At 62.5% G+C, this 25,944-nt stretch carries 28 protein-coding genes; 19 read left to right on the forward strand and 9 right to left on the reverse strand.

Going from position 1 to position 25,944, the window contains the following annotated elements; translation table 11 throughout:
• From motD to ACLH0I_RS08940, 5 genes are all read left to right on the forward strand, one after another.
• Entirely contained in the window at positions 1–885 is an 885-nt protein-coding gene (gene motD / locus ACLH0I_RS08920; RefSeq protein WP_411386828.1) for a flagellar motor protein MotD, read from the forward strand.
• Between the two features lie 49 nt (positions 886–934).
• Positions 935–1,726, forward strand: coding sequence for a ParA family protein (locus tag ACLH0I_RS08925; RefSeq protein ID WP_053120309.1), 792 nt, complete (start codon positions 935–937; stop codon positions 1,724–1,726).
• Positions 1,727–1,923: 197 nt separating this feature from the next.
• Complete coding sequence (locus tag ACLH0I_RS08930) at positions 1,924–2,799, forward strand: CheW domain-containing protein (RefSeq protein ID WP_411386829.1); 876 nt, start codon at positions 1,924–1,926, stop codon at positions 2,797–2,799.
• A gap of 72 nt (positions 2,800–2,871) precedes the next feature.
• Entirely contained in the window at positions 2,872–3,357 is a 486-nt protein-coding gene (locus ACLH0I_RS08935; RefSeq protein WP_003199144.1) for a chemotaxis protein CheW, read from the forward strand.
• 1 nt (position 3,358) lies between these two features.
• Positions 3,359–3,754, forward strand: coding sequence for a DUF2802 domain-containing protein (locus tag ACLH0I_RS08940; protein WP_003183966.1), 396 nt, complete (start codon positions 3,359–3,361; stop codon positions 3,752–3,754).
• A gap of 426 nt (positions 3,755–4,180) precedes the next feature.
• Here the strand turns inward: ACLH0I_RS08940 and ACLH0I_RS08945 are convergent, their stop codons facing one another.
• Both ACLH0I_RS08945 and ACLH0I_RS08950 read right to left on the reverse strand, forming a co-directional pair.
• Complete coding sequence (locus tag ACLH0I_RS08945) at positions 4,181–4,510, reverse strand: EscU/YscU/HrcU family type III secretion system export apparatus switch protein (RefSeq protein WP_186704689.1); 330 nt, start codon at positions 4,508–4,510, stop codon at positions 4,181–4,183.
• Complete coding sequence (locus ACLH0I_RS08950) at positions 4,507–6,078, reverse strand: flagellar hook-length control protein FliK (protein WP_411386830.1); 1,572 nt, start codon at positions 6,076–6,078, stop codon at positions 4,507–4,509. Before ACLH0I_RS08950 ends, ACLH0I_RS08945 begins: the two co-directional genes overlap by 4 nt.
• Before the next feature lie 200 nt (positions 6,079–6,278).
• Here ACLH0I_RS08950 and ccmA point away from each other — a divergent pair, with 200 nt between their 5' ends.
• The 10 genes from ccmA (at position 6,279) to ACLH0I_RS09000 (ending at position 13,666) form a co-directional block, all read left to right on the forward strand.
• Entirely contained in the window at positions 6,279–6,914 is a 636-nt protein-coding gene (ccmA, locus tag ACLH0I_RS08955) for a cytochrome c biogenesis heme-transporting ATPase CcmA (protein ID WP_186704691.1), read from the forward strand.
• Entirely contained in the window at positions 6,911–7,579 is a 669-nt protein-coding gene (gene ccmB, locus ACLH0I_RS08960; protein WP_003183957.1) for a heme exporter protein CcmB, read from the forward strand. The genes ccmA and ccmB overlap by 4 nt, the downstream gene beginning before the upstream one ends.
• A gap of 94 nt (positions 7,580–7,673) precedes the next feature.
• A complete protein-coding gene (locus tag ACLH0I_RS08965; RefSeq protein WP_250965915.1) occupies positions 7,674–8,429 on the forward strand; it encodes a heme ABC transporter permease in 756 nt (251 codons plus the stop codon).
• The gene (gene ccmD / locus ACLH0I_RS08970; protein WP_003199159.1) at positions 8,426–8,602 is read left to right on the forward strand and encodes a heme exporter protein CcmD; all 177 of its coding nucleotides are present in this window, start codon (positions 8,426–8,428) and stop codon (positions 8,600–8,602) included. The genes ACLH0I_RS08965 and ccmD overlap by 4 nt, the downstream gene beginning before the upstream one ends.
• Entirely contained in the window at positions 8,599–9,054 is a 456-nt protein-coding gene (gene ccmE, locus ACLH0I_RS08975; RefSeq protein ID WP_039593064.1) for a cytochrome c maturation protein CcmE, read from the forward strand. Before ccmD ends, ccmE begins: the two co-directional genes overlap by 4 nt.
• A 3-nt stretch (positions 9,055–9,057) precedes the next feature.
• Entirely contained in the window at positions 9,058–11,046 is a 1,989-nt protein-coding gene (locus ACLH0I_RS08980) for a heme lyase CcmF/NrfE family subunit (protein WP_411386831.1), read from the forward strand.
• A complete protein-coding gene (locus tag ACLH0I_RS08985) occupies positions 11,043–11,579 on the forward strand; it encodes a DsbE family thiol:disulfide interchange protein (protein ID WP_186728631.1) in 537 nt (178 codons plus the stop codon). The genes ACLH0I_RS08980 and ACLH0I_RS08985 overlap by 4 nt, the downstream gene beginning before the upstream one ends.
• Positions 11,576–12,049, forward strand: a complete 474-nt coding sequence (locus ACLH0I_RS08990) for a cytochrome c-type biogenesis protein (protein WP_186704695.1) — start codon at positions 11,576–11,578, stop codon at positions 12,047–12,049. Before ACLH0I_RS08985 ends, ACLH0I_RS08990 begins: the two co-directional genes overlap by 4 nt.
• Positions 12,042–13,244 (forward strand): c-type cytochrome biogenesis protein CcmI, encoded by a 1,203-nt coding sequence (gene ccmI / locus ACLH0I_RS08995; RefSeq protein WP_411386832.1) that lies wholly within the window; start codon positions 12,042–12,044, stop codon positions 13,242–13,244. The genes ACLH0I_RS08990 and ccmI overlap by 8 nt, the downstream gene beginning before the upstream one ends.
• A 14-nt stretch (positions 13,245–13,258) precedes the next feature.
• Positions 13,259–13,666 carry a hypothetical protein gene (locus ACLH0I_RS09000; protein ID WP_186728633.1) on the forward strand — a complete coding sequence of 136 codons (408 nt, stop codon included), beginning with the start codon at positions 13,259–13,261 and terminating at the stop codon, positions 13,664–13,666.
• Positions 13,667–13,770: 104 nt separating this feature from the next.
• On the opposite strand, the gene ACLH0I_RS09005 is transcribed toward ACLH0I_RS09000, so the two are convergent.
• Positions 13,771–13,992 carry a hypothetical protein gene (locus tag ACLH0I_RS09005; protein ID WP_411386833.1) on the reverse strand — a complete coding sequence of 74 codons (222 nt, stop codon included), beginning with the start codon at positions 13,990–13,992 and terminating at the stop codon, positions 13,771–13,773.
• 118 nt (positions 13,993–14,110) lie between these two features.
• On the opposite strand from ACLH0I_RS09005, the gene ACLH0I_RS09010 reads away from it, so the two are divergent.
• A complete protein-coding gene (locus tag ACLH0I_RS09010) occupies positions 14,111–16,204 on the forward strand; it encodes an LTA synthase family protein (protein WP_250963535.1) in 2,094 nt (697 codons plus the stop codon).
• 63 nt (positions 16,205–16,267) lie between these two features.
• Here ACLH0I_RS09010 and ACLH0I_RS09015 read toward each other — a convergent pair whose 3' ends face one another.
• Positions 16,268–16,420, reverse strand: a complete 153-nt coding sequence (locus tag ACLH0I_RS09015) for a DUF3309 family protein (RefSeq protein ID WP_003183939.1) — start codon at positions 16,418–16,420, stop codon at positions 16,268–16,270.
• Positions 16,421–16,755: 335 nt separating this feature from the next.
• Here ACLH0I_RS09015 and ACLH0I_RS09020 point away from each other — a divergent pair, with 335 nt between their 5' ends.
• The 3 genes from ACLH0I_RS09020 to csrA all read left to right on the forward strand — a co-directional run bounded on the left by ACLH0I_RS09020 (position 16,756) and on the right by csrA (position 18,312).
• Complete coding sequence (locus ACLH0I_RS09020; RefSeq protein WP_186704699.1) at positions 16,756–17,571, forward strand: SDR family oxidoreductase; 816 nt, start codon at positions 16,756–16,758, stop codon at positions 17,569–17,571.
• Positions 17,572–17,628: 57 nt separating this feature from the next.
• Positions 17,629–17,961: a YnfA family protein gene (locus ACLH0I_RS09025; protein ID WP_250963533.1), complete on the forward strand. Its 333-nt coding sequence runs from the start codon at positions 17,629–17,631 to the stop codon at positions 17,959–17,961.
• Positions 17,962–18,111: 150 nt separating this feature from the next.
• The gene (gene csrA, locus ACLH0I_RS09030; RefSeq protein WP_053120338.1) at positions 18,112–18,312 is read left to right on the forward strand and encodes a carbon storage regulator CsrA; all 201 of its coding nucleotides are present in this window, start codon (positions 18,112–18,114) and stop codon (positions 18,310–18,312) included.
• Here the strand turns inward: csrA and ACLH0I_RS09035 are convergent.
• From ACLH0I_RS09035 to mnmC, 5 genes are all read right to left on the reverse strand, one after another.
• Complete coding sequence (locus ACLH0I_RS09035; protein WP_003199186.1) at positions 18,301–18,528, reverse strand: YheU family protein; 228 nt, start codon at positions 18,526–18,528, stop codon at positions 18,301–18,303. The genes csrA and ACLH0I_RS09035 overlap by 12 nt on opposite strands.
• A gap of 188 nt (positions 18,529–18,716) precedes the next feature.
• A complete protein-coding gene (locus ACLH0I_RS09040) occupies positions 18,717–19,907 on the reverse strand; it encodes an osmoprotectant NAGGN system M42 family peptidase (RefSeq protein WP_284739109.1) in 1,191 nt (396 codons plus the stop codon).
• A 183-nt stretch (positions 19,908–20,090) separates the two neighbouring features.
• Positions 20,091–21,836, reverse strand: coding sequence for an N-acetylglutaminylglutamine synthetase (ngg, locus tag ACLH0I_RS09045; protein ID WP_411386834.1), 1,746 nt, complete (start codon positions 21,834–21,836; stop codon positions 20,091–20,093).
• Between the two features lie 3 nt (positions 21,837–21,839).
• Positions 21,840–23,612, reverse strand: a complete 1,773-nt coding sequence (locus tag ACLH0I_RS09050) for an N-acetylglutaminylglutamine amidotransferase (RefSeq protein WP_411386835.1) — start codon at positions 23,610–23,612, stop codon at positions 21,840–21,842.
• Positions 23,613–23,888: 276 nt separating this feature from the next.
• Entirely contained in the window at positions 23,889–25,871 is a 1,983-nt protein-coding gene (mnmC, locus tag ACLH0I_RS09055) for a bifunctional tRNA (5-methylaminomethyl-2-thiouridine)(34)-methyltransferase MnmD/FAD-dependent 5-carboxymethylaminomethyl-2-thiouridine(34) oxidoreductase MnmC (RefSeq protein WP_411386836.1), read from the reverse strand.
• Positions 25,872–25,944: the final 73 nt, after the last annotated feature.

Here is a 25,944-nt window from a genome sequence, read left to right on the forward strand (position 1 = left end):
ATGGCACGTCGCAGGCATCGTGAAGAACACGTCAACCATGAACGCTGGCTGGTTTCCTACGCCGACTTCATCACGCTGCTGTTCGCTTTTTTCGTGGTCATGTATTCGATTTCGTCAGTCAACGAAGGCAAGTACAAAGTCATTTCCGAGGCGTTGATCGGGGTCTTCACTGACTCCGACCGGGCTCTCAAGCCCATTCCGATCGGCGAGGAGCGGCCCAAGACCACCACGCCGGCCAAACCCTTGGTCAAGGACAGCGAGCAGGTCGACGCCGGTGTCGCCGGCAGTAGCGATCCGTTGAAAAGCATCGCCGACGACATCAGCGCGGCGTTCGGCGACCTGATCAGCTCGAACCAGATGACCGTGCGCGGCAATGAGCTGTGGGTCGAGATCGAACTCAATTCCAGCCTGTTGTTCGGTAGCGGCGACGCCATGCCCAGCGACATGGCGTTCAACATCATCGATAAGGTCGCGGCGATCCTCAAGCCGTTCGACAACCCGATCCACGTCGAAGGCTTCACCGACGACCAGCCGATCCGTACTGCGCAGTATCCGACTAACTGGGAACTGTCCTCGGCCCGCTCGGCGAGCATCGTGCGCATGCTGGCGATGCAGGGGCTCAATCCCGGGCGCTTGGCATCGGTGGGGTATGGCGAGTTCCAGCCGGTGGCCAACAACGCCACCGCCGAGGGGCGTGCGCGCAACCGTCGCGTAATATTGGTGGTGTCGCGCAACCTCGATGTGCGTCGCAGCCTGACCGGTACCGGTACGGCCAATGCAACCCCGGACGCGGCATTGAAGCGGGCTGGCACACAAACTGCACCGGCACCGGTCAAGTCGCCGGGAAGACAGAGTGCCGTCAATTCTCCGTCACCCGCTTTATAACCGAGCTATTTCTCGGTCGAGCCTGTTTCGGCCGGGAGGAACGATCCGAATGAGAGTCTGGGCAGTCGCCAATCAAAAAGGTGGTGTGGGCAAGACCACATCTTCCATCGCTTTAGCCGGGTTGCTGGCCGAGGCGGGCAAGCGCGTGGTCATCGTCGATCTGGACCCCCACGGCTCGATGACCAGTTATTTCGGCTACGATCCCGACAGCCTGGAGCACAGCAACTACGACCTGTTCCTGCACAAGGGCGTGGTGCCCGAGGGCCTGCCGGGGCAGTTGCTGTTGTCCACCAGCGACGAGCGGATTTCCCTGTTGCCGTCGAGCACCGCCCTGGCCACCCTGGAGCGACAGTCGCCCGGACAGAGCGGCCTGGGCCTGGTGATCGCCAAGAGTCTGGCGCAGCTGTGGCAGGATTTCGATTACGCGATCATCGACAGCCCGCCGTTGCTGGGTTTGCTGATGGTCAATGCCCTGGCGGCCAGCCAGCAGTTGGTGATCCCGGTGCAGACCGAGCATTTGGCGGTCAAGGGCCTGGAGCGCATGGTCAATACCCTGGCGATGGTCAATCGTTCGCGCAAGCAGACGCTGGCCTTCAACATCGTGCCGACCCTGTTCGACCGTCGCACCCAGGCGTCCCTGGGCACCCTGCGTGTCTTGCGGGACATGTACCCGGAGGACATCTGGCAAGGCTATATCCCCGTTGATACGCGCCTGCGCGATGCCAGCCGTGCCGGTGTGACCCCTTCGCAATTCGATGGCAAGAGCCGTGGCGTACTGGCTTACCGGGCGCTGCTCAAGCACCTGCTGGCCCAACAGCTTGTTCCGCAGCAGGTGGCCTGATTGAAATTTCTGTATGCGGGAGCAGGCGTTGTAGGAGCTGGCGCAGCCTGCGATCTTTCAGTGAGCATGGATATTCCGGAGATCAAGATCAAAGGATCGCAGCCTTCGGCAGCTCCTACTCGGATGTCTGACAGTTTTGCGAGCTCAAGTCTCATGGCATTCATGCCGATAACCTCTTCAAGTGGCGCACTGTTCCCATGAGCCGCCCGATAAAGACAACCTCGCGTCCGCAAATGGCCCTGCAGTCCTATCTGGATGGGCTGTTGCAGGAAGCGACCGAAGAACTACCACCGCCGCCAAGCGTGATCGAGGCGTTGCCCGACCCCGTCGAAGCCGAGGGTGTGCTGGATGAATTTCAAGCGGCCGTGCTCGAAGAGCAGGCCCGTGATGCACGCAAACCAGTGGTGGCTGCGGCGGTCGAAACACCGCTCATCAAACCTCAACTGGCGGTGATGCAAGCACCAGCGCCGATCCTGGCGCCGGTCTCGACCGTTGCCCCGTTGCTGCAGAGCCTGGTGACGCCGGTGGTGGAAGTCCACTTGCCGCCGAGCAGTCCGCCGCCACCGGTGCCGGGCGACGACCGTCCGGCCTGGGCTGCCGAGCCGTTCGAGTGTTTGCTGTTCGATGTGGCCGGGTTGACCCTGGCGGTGCCGCTGGTCTGCCTGGGGTCGATCTACTCCCTGGCCGGGCAGGAATTGACGCCGTTGTTTGGCCAGCCGGAATGGTTCCTCGGGATCCTGCCGAGCCAGGCCGGCAACCTGAAGGTGCTGGATACGGCGCGTTGGGTGATGCCGGACCGTTATCGCGACGACTTTCGCCAGGGCTTGCAATACGTGATTTCGGTGCAAGGTTATGAGTGGGGATTGGCGGTGCACCAGGTCAGCCGTTCGCTGCGCCTGGACCCGAACGAGATCAAGTGGCGCAGCCGTCGAGGGCAACGGCCATGGCTGGCCGGTACCGTGATCGAGCACATGTGCGCCTTGCTGGACGTTTCCGAACTGGCGGAGTTGATCGCCAGCGGCGGGGCAAAACACTTGGGCGGCAGCAAGAAGCCGGTCCAGAAACCGAAATAAGACAACCGGTGGCGCGCAGCGTCGCCGGACAGAATACACGCCGCCACAGGCGGTTTTTCGAGGGGTCAGGGTATGAATGATAAGGCGTCGTCTCAAAAGGGTTCTGAAGATCCGATTCTGCAATGGGTGACCTTCAAGCTCGATAACGAAACCTACGGCATCAACGTGATGCGCGTTCAGGAAGTGCTGCGCTATACCGAGATCGCCCCGGTACCGGGTGCACCGAGCTATGTGCTGGGCATCATCAACCTGCGCGGCAACGTGGTCACCGTGATCGATACCCGTCAGCGCTTCGGCCTGATGAACGCCGAGATCAGCGACAACACCCGGATCGTCATCATCGAAGCCGACAAGCAAGTGGTTGGCATCATGGTCGACAGCGTCGCCGAAGTGGTTTACCTGCGTCAGTCGGAAATCGAAACCGCGCCGAACGTGGGTAACGAAGAGTCCGCCAAGTTCATTCAGGGCGTGTGCAACAAGAACAACGAGTTGCTGATTCTGGTTGAACTGGACAAGATGATGAGCGAAGAAGAGTGGTCGGAACTGGAGAGTATCTGATTTGATTCTTGAGGTAGCTGTCATTGTCCTGTTCCTTTTCTGGGCAGGCACGCTGGCGATGTTCTTGGCATACATACGTGGCCAGCGGCAGATCGCCGCTCAGCAGGCCCAGGGCGATGCGCTGCGCGACCAGCGCATCAAGGACCTGGCCAAGCGCGTCGACGATTACCAGAACGGCACCGTGCGCATGGGCGAAGCGCTCCATGAGCTGCGTGCCGTGGTCGCGCCGTTGCCGGACAAACTCGCCCAGTTGGAACAGCGCGACCCCTCCAGCCTGTCCTTCGCCCAGGCCGCCCGCCTGGTGGGCATGGGCGCCAGCGTCGACGAACTGACCCAAGCCTGCGGCCTGACCCAGGCCGAGGCGGAGTTGATGAGCAAGCTGCACAAGGGCGGCTGATCGCTTTACTCCGATCGAAATGTGGGGAGCGAGCTTGCTCGCGATAGCGGTGTGGCAGTCGATAGAAATGTCGGGTGTGATTCCGTCATCGCGAGCAAGCTCGCTCCCACAGGTTTTTCTGCTGCTCACGCCTGATCATTCCAGCACACGCAGCGCTTGTGGCGAGGGAGCTTGCTCCCGCTGGCCTGCGAAGCGGGCCCCCGCAGCAGACCGTATCGCCCGGTTTTGCGACTGCTGCGCAGCCGAGCGGGAGCAAGCTCCCTCGCCACGATGCTGCGTCCTGCCGCAGATCCAATGTGGGAGCGAGCTTGCTCGCGATAGCGGTGTGGCAGTCGATAGAAATGTCGGGTGTGATTCCGTCATCGCGAGCAAGCTCGCTCCCACAGGTTTTCTGGCGCTCACCGACTGATCATACCGCCGCTTTGATCAGTAATCGTCGCCGCGGTCGGTCACGTCCTTCTCGACACTCGGCGCGTGCGGGTCAAACCCTTGCGGAAACTTGCCCTTGAGGTTCCAGGCGAACGCGATGATCTCGGCAATCGTGCGGTACAGTTCCTCCGGGATGCTGTCCCCCAACTCCATCCGTGCCAGCAACTTCACTAGCTCGGCATTTTCATAGATCGGCACTTCGCTTTCGCGGGCGATGCGCAGGATTTCCTCGGCCAGGGCCTCGTCGCCCTTGGCGGTGAGGGTCGGGGCGTGGTGGCCGTCGTACTTGAGGGCGATGGCCTGGCGGGGTTCGGTGTGGGTGGTCATGCGGTTTCGTCCACCCAGCGCTGTTCCAGGCGAGTCTTGGGGCCTTGGGGCGGGGTACCGAGGTGGCAGTCCAGCTCACCGACGTTCAGGCCACAGGTCACAAGGCGTTCACGCAAGGCCGTCAAGTTGCTTTCGATCAGGCTCGCGGTATACGGCCGTTCTGCCCATAACTGGCTGGACAGGCTGCCGCTGAGCAACTGGGCCTGGACCTGCAAGGGGCCGAGCGGTTCCACGTCGAACGCCAGTTCCACCCGCCAGAGCTGCTGTTTCGGCTCGCGTTCTTCCCGGCGTTCGTCGGGTTGTTCCCGGGGCGGGGTTTCCTCGCGCTGGAACTTGACCTGCAATGGCACGATGTCCTGCAAGTTGCGCATCGGGATCTCCAACTGCCAAGTACTCATCAGTCGGCCGTCGTCGGTCAGGCCGGTCTGTTCAAGGCTCGACAACTGATGGCTTTGCAGGCGCGACACGGCCGCGGCGGCCAGGCGGAGCAGGTGTTCCAGGTCGCCTTCTTCGTCCTGCTCTTTCAACTGTCGTGAGGGCAGCGGAAAACTGGTGGGCGACGGTTTGGCGCTGACCTGGCCGAGCATCCCCAGGGCACTGCGCACGAAACTCGGCAGGGCCTGGGCCAGCGTGTTGGCGGCAATGATGGCGCCGAGGTTGGTCGAGGCGGGCAGGGCCGGTGTCAGCTGGGCAATCAGTTTCAGCAGGTCGCCCTTCATGTCCGGCGCCAGGCTCGGTGGCTGTCCGGCGAGCAGCTTGCTTTCCAGGAACACACCGCTGGCGATCATGGCCTGGGCCACGCCCTTGGGCGTGCTCAGTTGCTGGGCATCCGGCAGGCCTGCCAGCAAGCGAGTCACCGCCGCGCGCAGCTGTGTTTCTGTGTCGTCAGTGACGGGAAGGTTTTGCAGCGCAGTGATCAGACTGTCCAGCGAGCCCTGGCGGCTGACTTGGGTGACCAGTTGCTGGCTCACCGCCAGTTGCTCCTGACGGTTGCTCAGGGGTACGAATTTCAGCGTCTGGGCATCTTGCACCTGGGCGCTCAAGAGTGTGCCGATGCGCAGCGGTTGGGGACTGTCGATGTCCAGGGTGCTGCCAGCCTGGACGGTGTTGAGCAGGCTCACCAACGACCGGTAGACCACCGGCTGTCCGGGTAAGGCGGGCAACGCCTGGCTGGTCAACACCTTGCCTTGCAGCAACGTGCCCGCCGGCATCTGCGCGGTGTCGATGCGCGTCAAGGTGGCAACGCTGGAGGCAACGGCCTGTTGCACGGCAATCGCCAGGTTGCTGGCGGACGGCTGGGTCACGGCCAGGCTGGTGCCCTGGGGCAGTGGCTGGGTGCTGGTGGCCTGCACGGTGGCCTGTCGACCGCTTTCCAGGGTGACCTTGAGCAGTAGCTGAAAAGTCTGGTCCGCCTGCTTGAGCGACAGCACTTCGGCCTTGGCGGTCTGGCCGGGCCCGATCAGCCCTTCGGCTGGCGCCAGCAACTTGAGCAGCTCCCCCGTCACCGTTGGCATACGCGTCGTTGCCGTGGCCTGGGGCAGCGGCAGGATGTTCATGTCGCCTGTCATTTGCGGTCTTACCTTGGGGAAATAAGCTCTCTTGAGAGTAGGTCAGGGCATGTATAATGCCGCCCGTCTTTCAGGGAGTGGCGAAAACCTTGCAATTGTTTGACGCAGCTCTGTGGAACAGGCCGTCAAAGCATCTATGCTGCACCTCTTTAACGGCCGCTGCACCGCCGACTTGAACACCGTATAAGGCCCGCGATCCCTTGACCAGTCCTCTCCTGCAAACCGTTGGCCTCGCCTGTGAGCGAGACTTGCGGCTGCTTTTCGAACATCTGGAATTGAGACTCTCGCCTGGCGACATGGTGCAGATCAGTGGCCCCAACGGCAGTGGCAAGACCAGTCTGTTGCGCCTGCTCGCCGGGTTGATGCAGCCCACCGCAGGGCAAGTGTTGCTCAATGGCCAGCCCTTGCACAGCCAGCGCAGCGAACTGGCCCGTAACCTGCTCTGGATCGGCCACGCCGCGGGCATCAAGGATTTGCTGACCCCCGAAGAGAACCTCAGTTGGCTCTGTGCACTGCATACGCCGGCCGAGCGCGAGGCGATCTGGCAAGCGTTGGCGGCGGTCGGGCTGCGCGGCTTCGAGGATGTGCCGAGCCACACCCTGTCCGCCGGCCAGCAGCGCCGAGTGGCCTTGGCCCGGTTGTACCTGGACGGCCCGCCGCTGTGGATTCTCGACGAGCCGTTCACGGCCCTGGACAAGCAGGGCGTCGCGCAACTCGAGGAACACCTGGCCCGGCACTGCGAGAACGGCGGCATGGTCCTGTTGACGACCCACCACACGCTGGCGCGGATGCCGTCCGGTTATCGCAATATCGATCTGGGGAACTGGGCCGTATGAGTGTGTTTGGCCTGTTGCTTGCCCGCGAGGCGCGCCTGCTGTTTCGTCGTCCGGCCGAATTGGCTAATCCGCTGGTATTCTTCGCGATTGTCATCGCGCTCTTTCCGTTGGCGGTCGGTCCGGAGACTCAATTGTTGCAAACCTTGTCCCCAGGACTGGTCTGGGTGGCCGCGCTTTTATCGGTCCTGCTCTCGCTGGACGGGCTTTTCCGCAGTGATTTCGAAGACGGCTCACTGGAACAGTGGGTCCTTTCGTCGCACCCCCTGGCCCTTCTGGTTTTGGCCAAGGTACTGGCACACTGGGTTTTTTCCGGGCTGGCACTGGTGCTGCTCTCGCCGCTGCTGGCGATGATGCTGGGCTTGCCCGCCGCGTGCATGCCGGTGCTGCTGGTGTCGCTGCTGCTGGGCACTCCGGTGCTGAGCTTGCTCGGTGCGGTGGGCGCGGCGTTGACGGTGGGTTTGAAGCGCGGCGGCCTGTTGTTGGCGCTGCTGATCCTGCCGTTGTATATCCCGGTGTTGATCCTGGGCAGCGGTGCCTTGCAAGCCGCATTGCAAGGCATGCCCGCGACCGGTTATCTGCTGTGGCTTGGGAGCCTGACCGCCCTGGCAATAACCCTGACACCCTTCGCAATAGCCGCTGGCCTGAAAATCAGCGTCGGCGAATAATAACGAGGCCTGGTCAAAAATTGACCACTTCCCTGGAAGTAAAGGCAGACCCGGCGGTTCGTGATGACGAACCGCAACCGTGATGGAAACAGCAATGAACTGGACCTGGTTTCATAAGCTCGGCTCACCCAAGTGGTTCTACGGCATCAGCGGCAAACTGCTCCCCTGGTTGAGCCTCTTCGCGCTGCTATTGATGGGTTCTGGCGTGGTGTGGGGCCTGGCCTTCGCCCCGCCGGACTACCAGCAGGGCAACAGCTTTCGCATCATTTATATCCACGTGCCCACGGCCCTGCTGGCCCAGTCCATCTATGTGATGCTGGCGGTGTGCGGTGTGGTCGGGCTGGTGTGGAAGATGAAACTGGCCGACGTCGCCCTGCAATGCGCCGCCCCCATCGGCGCCTGGATGACCGCCGTGGCGCTGGTCACCGGGGCCATCTGGGGCAAGCCGACCTGGGGTTCGTGGTGGGTCTGGGATGCGCGGCTGACGTCGATGCTGATCCTGCTGTTCCTGTACTTCGGTCTTATTGCGCTGGGCAACGCCATCAGCAATCGTGACAGCGCGGCCAAGGCCTGCGCGGTGCTGGCGATTGTCGGCGTGATCAACATCCCGATCATCAAGTATTCGGTGGAGTGGTGGAACACCTTGCATCAGGGCGCGACCTTCACCCTGACCGAAAAACCGGCGATGCCCATCGAAATGTGGCTGCCGCTGCTGCTGACGGTACTGGGCTTCTACTGTTTCTTTGGCGCGGTGTTGTTGCTGCGCATGCGCCTGGAAGTGCTCAAGCGCGAGTCCCGGGCCAGTTGGGTGAAGGCCGAAGTACAGAACAGCCTGGAGGCCGCTCGATGAGTTTCGCGTCATTCGGCGATTTCCTCGCCATGGGCCATCATGGCCTGTATGTCTGGTCAGCCTATGGCATTTGCCTGGTGGTGCTGGCTCTCAACGTGGCGGTGCCGATCCTGGCCCGCAAGCGGTATCTGCAACAAGAGGCGCGTCGTCTGCGCCGGGAGAACGGTCAGTGAATCCGCTGCGCAAAAAACGTCTTGTCATCATTCTGGCGATCCTGGTGGGTGTCGGTGCCGCGGTCGGCCTGGCTCTCAGCGCCTTGCAGCAGAACATCAACCTGTTCTACACCCCGACCCAGATCGCCAATGGCGAAGCGCCGAAAGACACGCGCATCCGCGCCGGCGGCATGGTGGAGCAGGGCTCGCTGGTGCGTTCCGGGGATTCGCTGGACGTGAAATTCAATGTCACCGATTTTAACAAGACCGTGACCATCACCTATCGCGGCATTCTCCCGGACCTGTTCCGCGAAGGGCAGGGCATCGTCGCCCTGGGCAAGCTCAACGCTGACGGCGTAGTGGTCGCCGATGAAGTGCTGGCCAAGCACGATGAGAAATACATGCCGCCGGAAGTGACCAAGGCCCTGAAAGACAGCGGCCAGTCGGCACCCGCGCCTGTGAAGGAGGGCTGACCGATGACGGCTGGTATCTTTATTCCCGAGTTGGGCCACCTGGCGATGATCCTGGCCCTGTGTTTCTCCCTGGTACAGGCCGTGGTGCCCCTGCTCGGTGCCTGGCGTGGCGACCGGTTGTGGATGAGCCTGGCACAGCCGGCGGCATGGGGGCAGTTCGCGTTCCTGCTGTTCGCCTTCGGTTGCCTGACCTATGCGTTCATGGCTGACGACTTTTCCGTGGAGTACGTCGCCAGCAACTCCAACAGCGCCTTGCCCTGGTATTACAAGTTCAGCGCGGTGTGGGGCGCCCACGAAGGTTCGCTGTTGTTGTGGGCATTGATTCTCGCGGGCTGGACCTTCGCCGTCTCGGTGTTCTCCCGGCAACTGCCACGCGTGATGCTCGCCCGCGTACTGGCGATCATGGGCATGATCAGCACCGGTTTCCTGCTGTTCCTGATCGTCACGTCCAACCCGTTCGAGCGCATCCTGCCGCAGATGCCGATGGATGGCCGCGACCTCAATCCATTGCTGCAAGACATCGGCCTGATCGTTCACCCGCCGATGCTCTACATGGGCTACGTCGGTTTTTCCGTGGCCTTCGCCTTCGCCATCGCCGCGTTGCTCGGCGGGCGTCTCGATGCCGCCTGGGCACGCTGGTCGCGCCCGTGGACCATCGTCGCCTGGGCCTTCCTCGGTGTCGGTATCACGTTGGGCTCCTGGTGGGCCTACTACGAACTGGGCTGGGGCGGCTGGTGGTTCTGGGATCCGGTGGAAAACGCATCCTTCATGCCTTGGCTGGTGGGTACCGCGCTGATTCACTCCCTCGCCGTCACGGAAAAGCGCGGTGTGTTCAAGAGCTGGACCGTGCTGCTGGCCATCGCGGCGTTCTCGTTGAGCCTGTTGGGCACGTTCCTGGTGCGTTCCGGCGTGCTGACGTCGGTGCATGCCTTTGCCTCGGACCCTGAACGTGGCGTGTTTATCCTGATGTTCCTGCTGTTCGTCGTTGGCGGTTCGCTGACGCTGTTCGCCCTGCGTGCCCCGGTGGTCAAGAGCCAGGTCGGCTTCAACCTCTGGTCGCGGGAAACCCTGTTGCTGGGCAACAACCTGGTGCTGGTGGTGGCGGCGTCGATGATCCTGTTGGGGACGTTGTACCCGCTGGTGCTCGATGCACTGTCCGGCGCCAAGCTGTCGGTGGGTCCGCCGTACTTCAACGCGTTGTTCATCCCGCTGATGGCGATCCTGATGGTGGTGATGGCCATCGGTGTGCTGGTGCGCTGGAAAGACACCCCGGTCAAGTGGCTACTGGGCATGTTGACCCCGGTGCTGCTGGGCACGGCCGCCCTGGCCGTGGTGGCCGGCGTGGCCTATGGCGATTTCAACTGGGCGGTGCTGGCGACGTTCGTGCTGGCGGCCTGGGTGTTGCTGGCCGGCGTCCGGGACATCTTCGACAAGACCCGCCACAAAGGCCTGATCAAAGGCCTGCCATCCCTGACCCGCAGTTATTGGGGCATGCAGATCGCCCACCTGGGCATCGCCGTCTGTGCCTTGGGTGTGGTGCTGTCCAGCCAGAACAGTGCCGAGCGCGACCTGCGCCTGGCGCCGGGGGAGTCCATGGACCTGGGGGGTTATCAGTTCGTGTTCGAAGGCGCCAAGCATTTCGAAGGACCGAACTTCACCTCTGACAAAGGCACCGTGCGGGTCATTCGCAACGGTCAGGAAATCACCGTGCTGCACCCGGAAAAACGCCTCTACACCGTGCAGAACTCGGTCATGACCGAAGCCGGGATCGATGCCGGGTTCACTCGCGATCTCTACGTGGCCCTGGGCGAGTCCCTGGGCGACGGCGCGTGGGCGGTGCGCGTTCATGTCAAGCCGTTCGTGCGCTGGATCTGGTTCGGTGGTTTGCTCACCGGCCTGGGCGGGGTACTGGCGGCGCTGGATCGGCGTTATCGAGTCAAGGTGAGAACCCGGGTGCGTGAAGCCCTGGGCGTGACGGGAGCCACTGCATGAAACGTTGGTTGATGCTGTTGCCGCTGGCGCTGTTCCTGTTGATGGCGGTGTTTTTGTACCGGGGGTTGTACCTGAACCCGAGCGAGTTGCCCTCGGCGATGATCGGCAAGCCATTCCCGGAGTTTTCCCTGCCTTCGGTGCAAGGCGACAAGACCCTGACCCGTGCCGACCTGCTGGGCAAGCCGGCGCTGGTCAACGTGTGGGGCACCTGGTGCATTTCCTGCCGGGTCGAGCACCCGGTGCTGAACAAACTGGCCCAGAACGGCGTGGTGATCTACGGCGTCAACTACAAGGACGTCAATGCCGACGCTCTGAAGTGGCTGGCCGAGTTTCACAATCCGTACCAATTGGACATTCGTGACGAAGACGGCTCCCTGGGCCTGAACCTGGGCGTCTATGGCGCGCCGGAAACCTTCTTCATCGATGCCAAGGGCGTGATCCGCGACAAGTTCGTCGGCGTGATCGACGAACAGGTCTGGCGCGAGAAACTGGCCGCCAAATACCAGTCCCTGGTGGACGAGGCCAAGCCATGAAGCGCTGGTTAGCCGCTGCCATCCTGGGGTTGAGCCTGGTCGGTGTGGCCCAGGCGGCCATCGACACCTACGAATTCGCCAACGACGGCGAGCGCGAGCGGTTTCGCGAGCTGACCAAGGAACTGCGCTGCCCCAAATGCCAGAACCAGGACATCGCCGACTCCAACGCCCCGATTGCCGCCGACCTGCGCAAGGAAATCTTCCGCATGCTCGGCGAGGGCAAGGACAACCAGCAGATCATCGACTTCATGGTCGATCGCTACGGTGAGTTCGTGCGCTACAACCCCGCCCTGTCCTCCAAGACCGCGGTGCTTTGGTTCGGCCCCGCCGGGCTGTTGCTCGGTGGTCTCGTGATCATCGCAGTCATCGTGCGCCGGCGCCGGGTCCAGCGCACGGCCGCACCGGACACGCTTTCTGTCGAAGAGCGCCAGCGCCTCGACCAACTGTTGGATAAAACCAAGCATGATTGATTTCTGGCTCGCCGCAGGTCTGCTTCTTCTGGTTGCCCTGAGTTTTCTGTTGATCCCTGTACTGCGTGGTCGTCGCGCTCAACGCGAAGAGGACCGCACCGCCCTCAACGTGGCGCTGTATCAGGAGCGTGTGGCCGAACTGCAAGCCGAGCGGGAGGAGGGCGTGCTCAACGCCGCGCAACTGGACACCGGTCGTGCCGAAGCCGCCCGGGAGCTGCTCGCCGACACCGAGGGCGTCGATGCGCCGCGCGAATCCCGGCTGGGCAAACCGTTGCCGTTGCTCGCCGCCGTATTGGTGCCGGTGCTGGGCCTGGCGCTGTACCTGCATTTCGGTGCCAGTGACAAGGTCGAGCTGACCCGCGAGTTCGCCCAGGCGCCGCAGTCGATGGAAGAGATGACCCAGCGCCTGGAACGCGCAGTGGCGGCGCAGCCGGACTCGGCCGAAGGCCTGTATTTCCTCGGGCGTACCTACATGGCCCAGGATCGGCCCGCGGATGCGGCGAAGATCTTCGAGCGCACCGTGGCGGTCGCCGGTCGCCAACCGGAACTGTTGGGCCAATGGGCCCAGGCGCAGTATTTCGCCGATGGCAAGAAATGGTCGGATAAGGTCCAGGCCTTGACTGACGAAGCGCTCAAGCTCGATCCGAAGGAAGTCACCAGCCTCGGCCTGTTGGGTATCGCCGCATTCGAAGGCGAACACTATCAGGAGGCGATCGATTACTGGGGGCGCCTGCTCGCGCAGTTGCCGGAAGGTGACAAATCCCGTGAGGCGCTACAGGGCGGCATTACCCGCGCCACCGAGAAACTGCAAGCCGGCGGCGGCAAAGTCGTCCAGGCCCCGCAGGCCAAGACCGGTGCATTGCTCAAGGTTCGCGTCGACCTGGCGCCAGAGCTCAAGGCCAAGGTGCAGCCGGGCGACAGCGTGTTCATCTTTGCCCGCGCCGTTTCCGGCCCGTCGGCACCCCTGGCCGTCAAGCGCCTGACGGTGGCCGATCTGCCGGTCACGGTTGAACTGGGCGATGCGGACGCCATGATGCCCCAGTTGAAACTGTCGAACTTCCCCGAAGTCCAACTGATGGCGCGCGTCTCCCGGGCCGGCCAGCCGACCGCGGGTGAGTGGATCGGCCGCAGCCAGCCCCTGGCGAGCAGCACCACGGCGCAACAACAATTGACCATCGACAGTCCGGATAAATAACAGGAATTCGCACCATGACCGCCATCGCTCGTATCACCCTGCTCACGCTCGTCATGGGCCTGAGCGCTTGCGCGGTCCAGCGTCCGCCGGAGCCCTCGGCGCCACTGCCACCGATTCCACCGTCGACCCCGACCACCAAGCCGGCCCCGTCCACGCCTCCTGGCAAGCCAGTCATCCCGAACAAACCGGCCAAGCCGGTGCCACGTACCTCCGCCAGTTTCGCCCCGCCACCGGGTGGCAACAGCCATTGGGATGCCAAACTGGGGGTCTATGTGCTGGATAACCAGACCAATACGTTCTACCGCCAGCGCACCTATTTCCGCTGGAACAACGGTTGGAGCCGCTCCGTCAGCCCGAACGGCCCGTGGGAAGAAACCACCATCGAAGGCGTGCCGGCGGGGCTGGGGCGCAAGTTCCACTGAAAGTGGTCGTTTCACACTGATCTGGAAGTGATCGGCAACCCTGTGGCGAGGGAGCTTGCTCCCGCTGGGCTGCGAAGCAGCCCCAATCCAGCCACCGCGGTCTGTCAGGCATATTTCGCTATCCAGGTTTTACGACTGCTGCGCAGCCGAGCGGGAGCAAGCTCCCTCGCCACAATCAAGTCCTCCACCACAATGGCGTTCGGCACAACCGTGCGGTAGGCCGGGCTTTTTGTGTTTCCGAATATTCTTTGCACGAAATTTTCACCAAATCTTGCGGACAATCCCCCGCGCTCATATCGCCGCCGGTTATTTAATGGCAATGCCATAGCCGTTCGTGCAACATTTGCGCACTCGCGCAAGCCCCGGGGCCAGGCTTTGGCCAACAGAGGGCGCGCCGTTGTTTCTTTTTTTGTCACTCCAACTCCAATAGGGTCCTTAAACGACATGGCAATCCCGGACGCCCTGAGTCAGCAGCGCACCACGCATCGCCTGCTGCAACCGACCGTCAAATCGCACCTGGCCTACACGTTGCTTTGCGCCCTGGTGATGATGGTCATGCTGAGCCTGCTGCGCGTGGCGCTGCTGGTCTACAACCGCGAGATGATCCTCGACACCCCGGCCTCGACCTTCGTTGAAGCGTTTTTCAATGGCCTGCGCTTTGACTTGCGCCTGGTGGTCTACCTCAGCATCCCGTTGCTGCTGGCATTGTTCAGCGCAAGGGCCATGGCCGCCCGTGGCTTCTTTCGTTTCTGGCTGACCATTACCTCCAGTGTTGCGCTGTTCCTCGGCTTGATGGAGATGGACTTCTACCGTGAATTCCACCAGCGCCTCAACGGCCTGGTCTTCCAGTATGTGAAGGAAGACCCGAAAACCGTGATGAGCATGCTCTGGTACGGTTTTCCGGTAGTGCGTTACCTGCTGGCCTGGGTGGGCGGCACCCTTATCCTGAGCCTGGCCTTCAAGGGCGCCGACCATGCCACCCGCCCGCGTGGGCCGTTCAGCGGCGGCAGCATCGGAACGCGTCAGCTCGCCCCGTGGTACGGACGTGTCGCGGTGTTCATGGTTTGCCTGGTGGTGGCCGTGGCCGCTGCGCGCGGTACCCTGCGCCAAGGTCCGCCACTGCGTTGGGGCGACGTCTACACCACTGATTCGAACTTCGCCAACCAGTTGGGCCTCAATGGCACTTTGTCACTGGTGGCGGCGGCCAAGAGCCGGCTGTCCGAACATCGTGACAACATCTGGAAGGCCACACTCGAGCAACCGCTGGCACAGCAGACCGTGCGCGACATGCTGGTGATGCCTGACGACAAGCTCGTGGACACCGAGACAGCCGCCGTGCGCCGCGACTACACGCCGCCAGCGGACAAGACCCTGCCGATCAAGAACGTGGTCGTGATTCTCATGGAGAGCATGGCCGGTCACTCGGTGGGCGCCCTGGGCGCGCCGGGCAACATCACGCCTTACCTGGACAAACTGTCCAAGGAAGGCCTGTTGTTCGACCGTTTTTTCTCCAATGGCACCCACACCCACCAAGGCATGTTCGCCACCATGGCGTGCTTCCCGAACCTGCCGGGTTTCGAATACCTGATGCAGACGCCGGAGGGCAGCCACAAGCTGTCTGGTCTGCCGCAACTGCTCAGCGCCCGCAACTACGACGACGTGTATGTCTACAACGGCGATTTTGCCTGGGACAACCAGTCGGGTTTCTTCAGCAGCCAGGGCATGACCACGTTCATCGGGCGTAACGACTACGTGAACCCGGTGTTCTCCGACCCGACCTGGGGCGTGTCCGACCAGGACATGTTCGACCGGGGCCTGATCGAACTCAAGGCGCGGGAAAACGGCAAGCCGTTCTATGCGTTGCTGCAGACCCTGTCCAACCATACGCCTTATGCGCTGCCGACGCCGTTGCCGGTGGAGCCGGTCACTGACCGTGGCCGCCTGAACGAACATCTGACCGCCATGCGTTACTCCGATTGGGCGCTGGGCCAGTTCTTCGAGAAGGCCCGCAAGGAACCTTACTTCAAGGAAACCCTGTTCGTCGTGGTCGGTGACCATGGCTTCGGCAACGAGCGCCAGATCACCGAGATGGACCTGGGCCGCTTCAATGTGCCGATGCTGCTGATCGGGCCGGGCGTCCAGGAAAAATTCGGCCAGCGCAACCACACCATTGGCACCCAGGTCGATATCGTCCCGACCATCATGGGCCGGCTCGGCGGAGAAGTGCGCAACCAGTGCTGGGGCCGCGACCTGTTGAATCTGCCGCCAGGCGACACCGGTTTTGGCGTGATCAAACCGTCGGGTAGCGATCAGACCACCGCACTTATCCACGACGACAAGATCCTGGTGTTGCCAGAGGAAAAGGCAATGGCACCGAAACTGTTCCGTTATCAACTGGGCGCCAATCCACATGCAGAGGTCATCCCGGATGCACCGGAGACGGCTGAGATGAAGCTCAAGCTCGAATCGTTCCTGCAAACCGCGACCAAGAGCCTGCTGGATAACACCGCCGGCGTGATTGACGGTAAGCCGGACTGAGAAACGGCGAGCATAAAAAAAGAGGCCTGCAGAGGCCTCTTTTTTTTGCGCTTACTTAGTGGTTTATATCTTGCCCAGTAATAGCAGGACCAACAGCACCACCAACACTACACCGATGATACCGGACGGACCGTAGCCCCAACTTCTGGAGTGCGGGAAGACCGGAAGACCACCGATCAGCAGGAGGATCAGAATAATGATAAGTATTGTGCCCATCGTAGATTTCCTTATTGGTTGGTTCTGGAGTGATGCAACTTCCAACTACCAGCGCGCATGTGTTAAATCCGGGCGGCTTAATAAGTCCGACCGTAACGTCCTGTAAAAAATTCAAAGTTTTTGTAGGCGCCGGTAGGCGCTGTGTAGGAGCTGTCGAGTGAAACGAGGCTGCGATCTTTCCCCAGACACTTGAATCCCAAGCGAAAGATCAAAAGATCGCAGGCTTCGCCAGCTCCTACAGTTTGCCCCCGCCATTCAGCAATCTGATGGAGCGTGGGTCCGGCAGGCGCCTTCGCTACACTCGGCCTATCTCTCCCGGAACAAGGCTGTTTGCTATGCAAAATCGCATGATGATCACAGGGGCCGGCTCCGGCCTGGGTCGCGAAATCGCGCTGCGCTGGGCTCGTGAAGGCTGGCGCCTGGCCTTGTCGGATGTCAGCGAGCCGGGCCTGGTGGAAACTCTGAAATTGGTGCGCGCTGCCGGTGGTGAAGGCTTCATCCAGCGTTGCGATGTGCGCGACTACAGCCAATTGACGGCGTTCGCCCAGGCTTGCGAAGAAAAGCTCGGCGGTATCGATATCATCGTCAACAACGCCGGCGTTGCCTCGGGTGGGTTTTTCAGTGAACTGTCCCTGGAAGATTGGGACTGGCAGATCGCGATCAACCTGATGGGCGTCGTCAAGGGCTGCAAGGCGTTCCTGCCATTGCTGGAAAAGAGCCGCGGCAAGATCATCAACATCGCCTCCATGGCAGCCTTGATGCAGGGGCCAGCCATGAGCAACTACAACGTGGCCAAGGCAGGCGTCGTGGCGTTATCGGAGAGCCTGCTGGTAGAGTTGGCGCAGCAGGAAGTCGGCGTCCACGTGGTGTGCCCGTCGTTTTTCCAGACCAATCTGCTGGACTCCTTCCGAGGGCCGACCCCAGCCATGAAGGCTCAGGTCGGCAAGTTGCTGGAAAGCTCACCGATCAGCGCCGCTGACATTGCCGACTACATCTACCAGCAAGTGGCCCAAGGGCAGTTCATGATCCTGCCCCATGAACAGGGGCGCATGGCCTGGGCGCTCAAGCAGAAGAACCCACAGTTGCTCTACGACGAAATGACGGCCATGGCCGACAAGATGCGCGCCAAGGCCCGCCAGAACCTGAATTGACCTGGCTGCGCGATGTCCTCAGGATGGCGCCATTCGGCCCTCTTGATGGACATCTGCATGCTCAACTACCTGTGGTTCTTTCTCGCCGCGCTGTTTGAAATCGCCGGTTGCTACGCCTTCTGGATGTGGCTGCGCCAGGGCAAGAGCGCTTGGTGGATTGCCCCGGCGCTGCTCAGCCTGACCTTGTTCGCGCTGTTGCTGACCCGCATCGAAGCGATCTACGCCGGGCGCGCCTACGCCGCCTATGGCGGTATCTATATCATTGCCTCGATCGGCTGGCTGGCCGTGGTGGAGCGGGTCCGGCCACTGGGTTCCGACTGGATTGGCGTGGCGCTCTGCGTGTTGGGGGCGAGTGTGATTCTATTCGGCCCACGGCTCTCGGCTTCCTGAATAACCTACGGTTCGCCAGGTTTTTGCAGGACGTTTCCTTCAGTCGCAAGAACTTTGCTTGTAGGGCCTTACTGAATTCTCGCCGGTGTCTTGAGAACGGAAAGCAGGCCGGGCATGGTCAGGGTCCAGACATTCTTAAGGACAAGAACCATGCTCGTATTAAGCCGTGCTGTGGGCGAGTTGATTTCCATCGGTGACGATATTTCCGTCCGGGTGCTGTCGGTCAGTGGCACCACCGTGCGTTTTGGCGTCGAAGCGCCACGGCACGTCGATGTCCATCGCTCCGAAATCTATGAAAAAATCCAGAGGAAAAAGGCTAACGCCGCCCGCAAGGCCTGTTCAGTCGAATAGGTGCTTGGGCACGTCGTGCTTGAGCATCAGTTGGCACTGTTCGCTTTCCGGGTCGAAGACAATCAAGGCCTGGCCTTTGGTCAGGGCTTGCCGGACCCGTAGCACCCGCGTCTCCAGGGGCGTGTCGTCACCGTTGTCGGTGCCGTCGCGGGTCACGAAATCTTCGATCAGGCGAGTGAGCGTGTCGACTTCGAGTTGGTCGTGGGGGATGAGCATGGGGGACCTCAGCTAGACAATAGGGCGATGCTACGGCCAATGGGCTTTTGCGGCTAGCCTGGGTTTTGTGGTGGCTGTTCTGGTCTCATCGCGAGCAAGCTCGCTCCCACAGGGTTTCTGAGGCGTACTGCAGACCCCATGTGGGAGCGAGCTTGCTCGCGATGAGACCAGGCAATGAAAGCGCTGGATCAATTATCCGACCGCTGCCCCACCAGGCTGTCCACCGACGGCACCCGGGTATCGCTTTCCATCTGGGCATCGTGCTCGATCTGGTGACTGAAGCGATCCAGGGAGCCTTGGGCCGGTTGCGCGTCGCTGGCGAACACCGGTGGGCTGAGGATGTAGGCGCCGAGCAGGCGGCTAAGGGCGGCCAGGCTGTCGATGTGGGTGCGTTCGTAGCCATGGGTGGCGTCGCAGCCGAAGGCGAGCAGGGCGGTACGGATATCGTGGCCAGCGGTGATGGCCGAATGAGCGTCGCTGAAGTAATAGCGGAACAGGTCGCGGCGTGCCGAGATGTCGTTCTCCTTGGCCAGTTTCAGCAAATGCCGCGACAGATGATAGTCGTAAGGGCCGCCGGAGTCCTGCATCGCCACACTGACCGAATGTTCGCTCGAGTGCTGGCCAGGGGCGACGGGCGCGATGTCGATGCCGACGAACTCGCTGACGTCCCAGGGCAATGCGGCCGCTGCGCCGCTGCCGGTTTCCTCGGTAATGGTGAACAGGGGGTGACAGTCGATCAGCAGTTCCTCGCCACTGTCGACAATCGCCTTGAGCGCCGCCAGCAGTGCCGCGACCCCGGCCTTGTCGTCCAAGTGCCGGGCGCTGATGTGACCGCTTTCGGTGAATTCCGGCAAGGGGTCGAAGGCCACGTAGTCGCCGATGCCCACTCCCAGGGTTTCGCAATCGGCGCGGGTGGCGCAATAGGCGTCCAGGCGCAATTCGATGTGGTCCCAACTGATGGGCATTTCATCCACGGCGGTGTTGAACGCGTGACCGGATGCCATCAATGGCAGCACGCTGCCACGAATCACGCCGGTGTCGGTGAACAAGCTGACCCGGCTGCCTTCGGCAAACCGGCTGGACCAGCACCCCACCGGAGCCAGGGTCAGGCGACCGTTGTCCTTGATGGCCCGCACCGAGGCACCGATGGTATCCAGGTGCGCCGACACGGCCCGGTCGGGGCTGCTCTTGCGGCCTTTGAGCGTGGCGCGGATCGTGCCACGACGGGTCATTTCGAAGGCGATACCCAGCTCTTCGAGCCGCTCGGCGACGTAGCGCACGATGGTGTCGGTGAAGCCGGTCGGGCTGGGAATGGCGAGCATTTCCAGCAGGACCTTTTGCAGGTATTCGAGATCCGGTTCGGGAATTTTGCTGATCATGGAAACTCCTGATGGGTTGAGCGCATCGATGGTTTCGATGAGTGTGTTCGGCTGTGGATGATGGGTGCCTGAACTGGCCTCATCGCGAGCAAGCTCGCTCCCACATGGGATCTGCAGTGCGCCTCAGAACCCTGTGGGAGCGAGCTTGCTCGCGATGGGGACTGTTCAGACACCACACCTCTGCTAAGCCACCGTCTGGCTATGAGGAAACAACAGATCCACAAAACGCTCGGCGGTGGGTTGGGGGTCGTGGTTGGCTAAACCTGCGCGTTCGTTGGCTTCGATGAACACATACTCGGGTTGATCGGCCGCCGGCACCAGCAGGTCGAGGCCGACCATGGGGATGTCCAGCGCCCGTGCGGCACGGACCGCCGCATCGGCAAGGGTCGGATGCAGGATACCGGTGACATCTTCCAGGACGCCGCCGGTATGAAGGTTCGCTGTACGGCGTACGAACAGGTGCTCTCCGGCCGGCAGGACGCTGTCGTAGTCGTACCCCGCCGCATTGAGGGTGCGCAGGGTCTCGGCGTCCATCGGTATCTTGCTTTCACCACCCGTCGCGGCCTGCCGTCGGCGGCTCTGGGCTTCGATCAGGGCACCGATGGTGTGCCGGCCGTCGCCGATCACCTCCGCCGGGCGCCGGATCGCCGCCGCCACCACTTCAAAGCCGATCACCAGGATGCGCAGGTCCAGTCCTTCGTGGAAGCTCTCCAGCAGCACCCGGCTATCGAACTGCCGAGCCGCTTCAATGGCGCTCTGCACCTCCTCGATGGTACGCAGGTCCACCGCCACGCCTTGGCCCTGTTCACCGTCCAGCGGCTTGACCACCACCCGTTCGTGCTCATCGAGAAACGCCAGGTTGTCATCGGCGTTCCCCACCAGCTGTTGCGCCGGCAGGTTCAGGCCGGCGTTTTTCAGCACCTTGTGGGTCAGGCTTTTGTTCTGGCACAGCGTCATGCTGATGGCGCTGGTCAGGTCGCTCAGGGACTCGCGGCAGCGCACCCGGCGGCTGCCGTGCACCAGGGTGAACAAGCCGGCCTCGGCATCGTCCACCTGCACTTCGATGCCGCGCCGGTGAGCTTCTTCGACGATGATCCGCGCATATGGATTGAACTCCGCCTCGGGGCCGGGCCCAAGGAACAACGGCTGGTTGATGCCGTTCTTGCGCTTGATGGCGAAGGTCGAGAGGTTGCGAAAGCCGAGTTTGGCGTAGAGATTTTTTGCCTGGCGATTGTCGTGCAGCACCGACAGGTCGAGGTAGCTCAAGCCACGGCTCATGAAATGTTCGATGAGGTGACGCACGAGCACTTCGCCGACACCGGGTCGCGGGCATTGCGGATCGACGGCCAGGCACCAGAGGCTGCTGCCGTTTTCCGGATCGTTGAAGGCCTTCTGATGATTCAGGCCCATGACGCTGCCGATTACCGCACCGGTATCGTCGTCTTCAGCCAGCCAGTACACCGGTCCGCCTTCGTGACGCGGGGTCAGTCGCAGCGGGTCGATAGGCAGCATGCCCCGGGCCTGGTAGAGCTGGTTGATGGCCTGCCAGTCGGTCTCGCTCTGGGCGCGGCGAATGCGGAAGCCGCGAAACACCCGGGTGGACTGGCGATAGTCGCTGAACCACAGGCGCAAGGTGTCGGATGGATCGAGGAACAGTTGCGCCGGTTCCAGCCCCAGCACCTGCTGGGGCGCGGCCACGTACAAGGCAATGTCGCGTTCGCCGGGTTGTTCGTTGAGCAGTTCCCGGGCCAGGCACGCCGCGTCCGGGAAGGTGTGGCCGATCAGCAGTCGGCCCCAGCCGCAATGCACCGCGATCGGGTCGGCGCCCAATTCGCTGCCGTCTTCGGCCAGGCGTGCCTGCAGGCGTTCATAGGAGGGCGCCTGGCCGCGCAAGAGGCGTTGGTTGTGAACAGTTGCGTGAGGTTTCATCGATCAGATTCCTTGCTCGCTGAGCCACAGGTTCAGCGCCGCCAGCTGCCATAGTCGCGAACCGCGCAACGGCGTGAGTTGCCCGTTGGGGTCGGTGAGCAGGCGGTCGAGCATGGCTGGGTTGAACAGGCCGCGGTCCTGGCTCGGATCCAGCAGCAGTTCGCGAACCCAGGCCAGGGTGTCGCCTTCCAGGTGCTTGAGGCCCGGCACCGGGAAATAGCCTTTCTTGCGGTCGATCACTTCGCTGGGAATCACCCGTCGGGCGGCTTCCTTGAGCACCTGCTTGCCGCCATCGGGCAACTTGAATTTCGCCGGGACCCGGGCCGAGAGTTCCACCAGGCGATAGTCGAGGAACGGTGTGCGCGCTTCCAGGCCCCAGGCCATGGTCATGTTGTCGACGCGCTTGACCGGGTCGTCCACCAGCATCACCGTGCTGTCCAGGCGCAGGGCCTTGTCCACCGCGGCATCGGCGCCGGGTTGGGCGAAATGCTCCTTGACGAAGTCCCCGGCCGCGTCGTTGGCCGTCAACCAGTTGGGCTGCACAGTGGCGGCATATTCTGCGTAACTGCGGTCGAAGAATGCCGCGCGATAGGCGGCGTACGGATCGCTGGCGCCATCGACCTGCGGGTACCAGTGATAACCGGCGAACAGCTCATCCGCGCCTTGGCCGCTTTGCACCACTTTGCAATGCTTGGCCACTTCCCGCGACAGCAGGTAGAAGGCGATGCAGTCGTGGCTGACCATCGGCTCGCTCATGGCGCGGAACGCGGCGGGCAGTTGCTCGATTATCTCTTTTTCGTCGATGCGCAGTTGGTGGTGGCGAGTGCCGTAGTGCTTGGCGATCAGGTCCGAATATTGGAATTCGTCACCGCGCTCGCCGCCGGCATCCTGGAAGCCGATGGAGAATGTCGACAAGTCCTCGACGCCGACTTCCCGCAACAGGCCCACCAACATACTTGAATCGACGCCGCCGGACAGCAGCACGCCGACATCCACGGCGGCGCGCTGGCGAATGGCAACCGCTTCCCGGGTGCTGTCGAGCACGCGATCGATCCAGTCTTCCAGGTTCAGGTGCTGTTCATCGGCGTGAGGGCCGTAGGGCAGGGTCCACCAGGTTTTCTGCTCGGTGGTGCCGTCGGCTTCGATGCGCATCCAGGTGGCGGGCGGCAGTTTTTCAACACCGGCCAGCAAGGTGCGGGGCGCCGGGACCACCGCGTGGAAATTAAGGTAATGGTTGAGGGCCACCGGGTCGAGCATCGGATTGATGTCGCCGCCCTTGAGCAGCGCCGGCAATGCCGAGGCGAAGCGCAGGCGCTGGCCGGTGCGCGACAGGTACAGCGGCTTGACGCCGAGGCGGTCGCGGGCGATGAATAGCCGCTTGGCATCACGCTCCCAAATGGCGAAGGCGAACATGCCGTTGAGCTTGGGCAGCAGCGCTTCGCCCCAGGCGTGGTAACCCTTGAGCAGCACTTCGGTGTCGCCACCGGAGTAGAAGGTGTAGCCCAGGCCTTCCAGCTCGGTGCGAAGCTCCGGATAGTTGTAGATCGCGCCGTTGAAGGCCAGTGACAGGCCCAATTGATTGTCGATCATCGGCTGGGCCGAGCCGTCCGACAGGTCCATGATTTTCAGGCGTCGGTGGCCGAGGGCAATCGGTCCCTGGCTATGAAAACCCCAGGCATCAGGGCCGCGAGGGGCCAGGTGATGGGTGATTCGCTCTACGGCCGCAAGGTCCGCAGGTTGTTGATCGAAACGTAACTCTCCAGCTAATCCGCACATAAGTCCTTACCGGTGTTTCCGTTGGGGAGGGGTCAAGCAGCACGCGCCGAAAGGGCGGGTACTCTGAAACTGACCGGAGGGATTGCTGTGAGTTTTAGATCGATGCGTTATAAGCCGGTGGGTGGGGGTTGCCGCATGCCTCACGAAATAAGAGGAACCTGTGGGAGCGAGCTTGCTCGCGATGGCAGTGGGTCAGTCAGCTCAGATGCCAACTGATCCACTGCCATCGCGAGCAAGCTCGCTCCCACAGGGGATGGGGGGCACTTTAAATGGGTGTCAGGTCTTGCCCCGAATCAAGGCCCGCAACGCGAACCGGTTCGGATGGCAGGCCTCGGCTACGCTGCGGGGCAGTGGTAGGGGTTCGTTGTCCAGCCAGGCGGCGATCAGTTCGCCCGACAGGGGCGCGGTGATCAGGCCGCGGGAACCGTGGCCGCTGTTGATGTACAGGCCATCGAGCCATGGACAGGGGGCGTCCGGCACTTGGCGCGCATCCTTGCCCAGGGCAGCGTAAGCCTCGGTGAAGACCTGGCGCTCGGCCAGCGGTCCGACAATCGGCAGGTAATCCGGGCTGGTGCAACGAAACGCCGCGCGGCCTTCGAGGTGGTGCGGGTCCAGGGTGCCAGCATCCAGGCGCTCCACCAGGTCGTGGGAGATCTCTTCGAGCATCTGCAGGTTGCCGGCATGCTCGGCAGCGGTGGGGGTCAGGTCGTCGCTGTTGAAATCGAAACTGGCGCCCAGGGTATGTTCGCCCAGCCGCGGCGGCGCCACATATCCTTCGGCGCAGACCACCGTCGCCAGGCTCTGGCTGCGGCTGGTTTGCGGCAACCGCGTGATTTGCCCGCGAATGCGCTTGAGCGGCAAACCAGCGGCAGGTTCGAAGCGTTTGATCTCGGCAGCACTGGCGAGAATCACCACTGGCGCACTGGCCAGGCAGCGTTCGCCGTCCCATGCCTGCCATTGGCCGTCGACTCGGCGCAGGTGCAGCACGTCATGATGGGGTCGCACATCAATTGCCGGCCCCGAGGCTTGCCAGCGACACAGCGCCGGCGGATGCACCCAACCGCCTTCGGGATAAAACAAGCCGCCACAGGCCAGGCCGATACCGGCGCGAACCTGGGCCTCGGACTGATCCAGTGAATGCAGCAAGTCCGCTGGGAACGCCTCGGCCAGTTGCGCCTGGCGCTCGGTTTCCTTGCTGTTGAAGGCCAGTTGCAAGACGCCGCAGGCATCCCAGTCAACGCCGCGTTGCAGTTGCTCCAGCACACGGCGGGTGTAGCCGAAGCCGCTGAGGATCATCTGCGACAACGCGGTGCCATGGGCCGACAATTTGAGGTACAGCACGCCCTGGGGATTGCCGGAAGCTTCCTCGGCCAACCCGGCATGACGCTCCAGCAGCGTCACCTGCCAACCACGGGCGGCGAGACTCGCCGCGCTGGCGCACCCGGCCAGGCCACCGCCGATGACCAAGGCCCGACGCTCGCCGGTGGGCGGCAAGGGACGGGCGTACCAGGGTTTTGCCAGGGACGGCGCGGGTGCCTGCTCGGGCCAGCCAAGAAACACGCCGCGCAGGATTTCCCATTTATGGCCAATGCCCGGTGTGCGCTTCATCTTGAAGCCCGCCGCGTTCAGCAACCGCCGAACCCAACCGGTGCTGGTAAAGGTACTGAGGGTAGCGCCGGGTGCGGCCAGCCGGGCCAGTTCGGCGAACAGCTCGGCGGTCCACATCTCGGGGTTCCTGGCCGGCGCAAAGCCGTCGAGGAACCAGGCGTCGATCTGCCCGTCCAACTGCGGCAACTGCTCCAGGGCATCGCCGATCAACAAGGTCAGCGTCACCCGGCCATTGGCCAGGACCAGGCGCTGGAAACCCTGGTGGATCGCCACGTACTGCTCAAGCAATTGTTCCGCTTGAAGGCTCAGTTGCGGCCACAGGGCAAGGGCCCGGCGCAAGTCTTCGGGGCTCAAGGGATACTTCTCGACGCTGACGAAGTGCAGCCGAGCGCCTGCTGGCGCGCACTGTTCGAACAATTGCCAGGCACAGAGAAAATTCAAGCCGGTGCCAAACCCGGTTTCGCCAATCACCAGCCGCCCGCCAGCGGCCAGCGCAGCGAAGCGCTCGGCCAGGTTGTTCTGCTCGAGGAACACATAACGGGTTTCATCCAGGCCCGACTGATCGGAAAAATACACATCGTCGAACACCCGCGAACGCGGGCGCCCCTGATCATCCCAGTCGAGTTGGGCGTGTTGCTGGATGGGCGTCATGGCAGGCTCGGTCAAAACTGAGCGGCCATTCTAGCCGATCGGTATCGGCTTGCTTGACCCATCGCAACACAGC

Origin of the sequence: Pseudomonas sp. MPB03 (assembly GCF_046605385.1) — a bacterium.
Classification (GTDB): domain Bacteria; phylum Pseudomonadota; class Gammaproteobacteria; order Pseudomonadales; family Pseudomonadaceae; genus Aquipseudomonas; species Aquipseudomonas zanjanensis.